This is a genomic window from Vulcaniibacterium gelatinicum (assembly GCF_008033445.1).
Taxonomy (GTDB): Bacteria; Pseudomonadota; Gammaproteobacteria; order Xanthomonadales; family Xanthomonadaceae; genus Vulcaniibacterium_B; species Vulcaniibacterium_B gelatinicum.
The window spans coordinates 1-2,898 of record NZ_VNKO01000031.1 but is presented as its reverse complement, the minus strand read 5'-3'; the positions used below and the strand labels follow the sequence as shown (position 1 = coordinate 2,898).

The 2,898-nt window shown below is 60.7% G+C and carries 6 protein-coding genes; 3 read left to right on the top strand and 3 right to left on the bottom strand.

Features of this window, described 5'->3' with window-relative positions; translation table 11 throughout:
• Positions 1 to 96: 96 nt before the first annotated feature.
• Positions 97 to 282, bottom strand: a complete 186-nt coding sequence (locus FPV26_RS12460; protein ID WP_147654196.1) for a hypothetical protein — start codon at positions 280 to 282, stop codon at positions 97 to 99.
• Here FPV26_RS12460 and FPV26_RS12720 point away from each other — a divergent pair.
• Positions 277 to 552 carry a hypothetical protein gene (locus tag FPV26_RS12720; RefSeq protein WP_181952662.1) on the top strand — a complete coding sequence of 92 codons (276 nt, stop codon included), beginning with the start codon at positions 277 to 279 and terminating at the stop codon, positions 550 to 552. The two genes, FPV26_RS12460 and FPV26_RS12720, sit on opposite strands and share 6 nt — an antisense overlap.
• Here FPV26_RS12720 and FPV26_RS12455 read toward each other — a convergent pair.
• On the bottom strand, positions 519 to 797 hold the full coding sequence (locus FPV26_RS12455; RefSeq protein ID WP_147654195.1) for an EexN family lipoprotein: 279 nt from the start codon (positions 795 to 797) through the stop codon (positions 519 to 521). The genes FPV26_RS12720 and FPV26_RS12455 overlap by 34 nt on opposite strands.
• Positions 794 to 1,738, bottom strand: coding sequence for a LysR family transcriptional regulator (locus FPV26_RS12450; protein WP_147654194.1), 945 nt, complete (start codon positions 1,736 to 1,738; stop codon positions 794 to 796). The genes FPV26_RS12455 and FPV26_RS12450 overlap by 4 nt, the downstream gene beginning before the upstream one ends.
• A gap of 212 nt (positions 1,739 to 1,950) precedes the next feature.
• Here FPV26_RS12450 and FPV26_RS12445 point away from each other — a divergent pair, with 212 nt between their 5' ends.
• Both FPV26_RS12445 and FPV26_RS12440 read left to right on the top strand, forming a co-directional pair.
• Positions 1,951 to 2,559 carry a TetR/AcrR family transcriptional regulator gene (locus FPV26_RS12445; protein ID WP_147654193.1) on the top strand — a complete coding sequence of 203 codons (609 nt, stop codon included), beginning with the start codon at positions 1,951 to 1,953 and terminating at the stop codon, positions 2,557 to 2,559.
• A 67-nt stretch (positions 2,560 to 2,626) separates the two neighbouring features.
• Positions 2,627 to 2,845, top strand: coding sequence for a hypothetical protein (locus tag FPV26_RS12440; RefSeq protein ID WP_147654192.1), 219 nt, complete (start codon positions 2,627 to 2,629; stop codon positions 2,843 to 2,845).
• The last annotated feature ends 53 nt before the right edge of the window (positions 2,846 to 2,898 follow it).

The following is a 2,898-nucleotide window of genomic DNA, read 5'->3' as shown; positions in this document are numbered from 1 at the left end:
GGCCAGATTGAGGGCCGACGCGAAAAGCAGCCTCTCGTCCATGGGGTCAGGGCTCAGATAAGGAGAGCCGAATCCTGCCCGGCATCCACTCGGAATTCAAAAGAGGCCAAACAGTTTCCACGGGTGGTAGATCGACGTGCCAAGAAAGTCGAACCAGGGCGAGCCAAGGCGTACTTGATAGCCAAGGGCCGATGCTGTCCATTGTGTGGCGCCCCACACGCCGGCGATCACGATGCCGAATACCACGGCGATCTGACCGAACAGCACGTTCGTCCCTTGCATGACCCGGCCTCCGATTTCTCCTGCGCTTTTTCCTCATGGAAAGAGCGGCACAAGGACGTGCCGCAGGCGTCAGGTTCGGTGCCGGGTCAGTGCCGGTCAAAGACCGTTTTGAGCAGAAAGGTCGAGCAAAAAGAAAGAATGAGTGCAGCGTCGAACCAAAGAAAAACGCCGCAAGCGCAGGCGCATTGCGGCGTGTCGAGCAGAAAAATGAAGGCGATGCGGCTATCTGCCAACAATCAGAACTTGGGCGGTTCCTTCGGCGGCGTGTAAGGGGTTTCGCCATCGCCATAGAACCGCTTGCGCGTGGCTTCGGCCACCCGGTTGCACAACACGTCGCCGAGCTTCAGGCGGTCGGTTTTGCACTGCTGGCGCAGTTCCTTGAGTCGTTCGGGATTGGCCGCCAGTTCTTCCACCGTCGGGATATTCGCTTCCGACGTGTTGGCATTCTGAGGCGTTTCGGACTGGCCGCAGGCGGTCAGAATGGCCGTCAACAAGAATGGGATGATCTTCTTCATGGCATCAATTCCTCCGGGGGATCAGGGTTGCTGCCTCGTATGGCCCTGGGAGTTTCCTGCGACTCGATGGTCTGCACGCGCTCAATAAAACGTGTCAGTTCGTCAGACGGATCGCCGTCGAGACGGAGCAAGTAGGTCGTCAGTGGCGGCACTCGCGACGCCAGCGGCCGAGCTACGACGCCCGGTTCACGGCTGGCGGCAATGTGTGCAGCGCCCGCTAGTCCAAGCGCGAAGCCGGCCGATACCAGTGCCATCATCAGATCGCACGTGGCAACCCGTTCTGCGATCAGCGGTTCCATGTCAGCACGACGCAGCACTCGTTCAACGTGCTTGGCGTGGCCCTCACACACTTGCGGATCGCACAAGACCAGCGGGTAGCGCAGCAACTCGTCCAAGGGAATACGCTTGTGGGCCAGCAGTGGATGCCGGGCCGGCACTGCCACCATGAGTGCATCGCTCCAAGCGGGCAAAGTGACTATGCCGTCGCCCACCTCGTCGGATTGGGCAAACCCCACGTCGTACAGATCATCATGCAGCCCTTTGATCTGCTGCGATAGTGACACCTCGAAAAAGCGGATCTCGACCTCGGGTTCTTCCTGGCGACACAACGCCAGTAAGGTCGGCAGGCGCGACGGCGTGATGCCGTCCGACAAAGCCACGCGCAACTGCCCGTGAAAACCGTTTGCCGCTGCTTTCACGCTCTCTCGCGCTTGCTCCAAGGCAGCAAACACACGACGCACATGTTCCAAGAACAATGTTCCGGCATGGGTCAGCCGCGTACTGCGCGTGGTGCGGGCAAACAGCATCACGCCGAGTTCTTCTTCCAGTTCCTTGATGGCCCGCGACAGCGGCGACTGCTCGATGTGCAGCCGCTCGGCGGCGCGCGCGAAGTGGAGTTCTTCGGCGACGGCGACGAAGCACCGAAGATGGCGCAGCTCCATTTACACCCCGCCGGACTTGTGATGAACCGGCTCCCCTCCGCCAATGAGGCGCGGAGAGCGACGTTTGCGTCTGCCCGAAATCGACCGTTGCCCGTCGTCTGAGATCACGGTTCTGTTGTCCATTGCGGCCTCCTTTTCGCGCTTCCCCTCTTGCGGCAAGCTTGCATGGTGCTAAGATAGTAATAGATTACTCACTTTCGAAGGCGCAAGCAATGAGTGGACACTCCAAGCATCTACCGGCCGATGAGCGGCGCGCGGCCACAGTCGAGGCGGTGGTCGACTTGGCCGCCGAGCAGAACCCCAGCGACATCACGACCACAGCCATCGCACAGCGTATGGGGCTGACCCAGGGGGCGCTGTTTCGTCACTTCCCGACCAAGGACGCCATCCTGCAGGCGGTGATGTCCTGGGTCACGGAACGCCTGCTGGCTCGGGTGGACAAGGCAGCAGAAGGCACTACGTCTCCGGTCGCAGCCCTTGAGGCGGTCTTCATGACGCATATCGACTTCGTGTCCGAGCACCCGGGTGTGCCGAGGATGCTCTTCGGCGAATTGCAGCGACCTGGAGAGACCCTGCCCAAGCGAATGGTGCAGACCTTGATTCAGCACTACGGCGAGCGGTTGCATCGCCTGCTCGAAGCCGGCAAGGCGCAGGGCGAACTGGATGCGGGACTGGATGTGGAGGCCGCCGCCGTGTTGTTCATCGGCACGATCCAGGGACTGGTCATGCAGTCGCTGTTGGCGGGCAAGGTCTGTCGCATCCGCCGTGACGCACCAGCCGTGTTTGCCATCTATCGCCGTGGCATCGAAAGCAACACATGAAACACCTGTCTTCTCCGCAAGCGCGACTGCGACCTCCAAACCCTTCCACAAATCGGGAGCAACGAACATGACGGCACACAGCGAACGCGCGATCTGGATGCGCGTGGTCTCCTTGATTGCGATCGGTTTTGGCCTGATGACCATCAGGGAAGGCGGCGCAGTCCTGTTTGTCGACGGCGCCGCGCGCCAAGCCGCCGGCCACTATGTGCCTTTCGTGCTCTGGTTCAATTTTGCCTCTTTTGAATTCCGAGTGGATGCCGGGCAGGATTCGGCTCTCCTTATCTGAGCCCTGACCCCATGGACGAGAGGCTGCTTTTCGCGTCGGCCCTCAATCTGGCC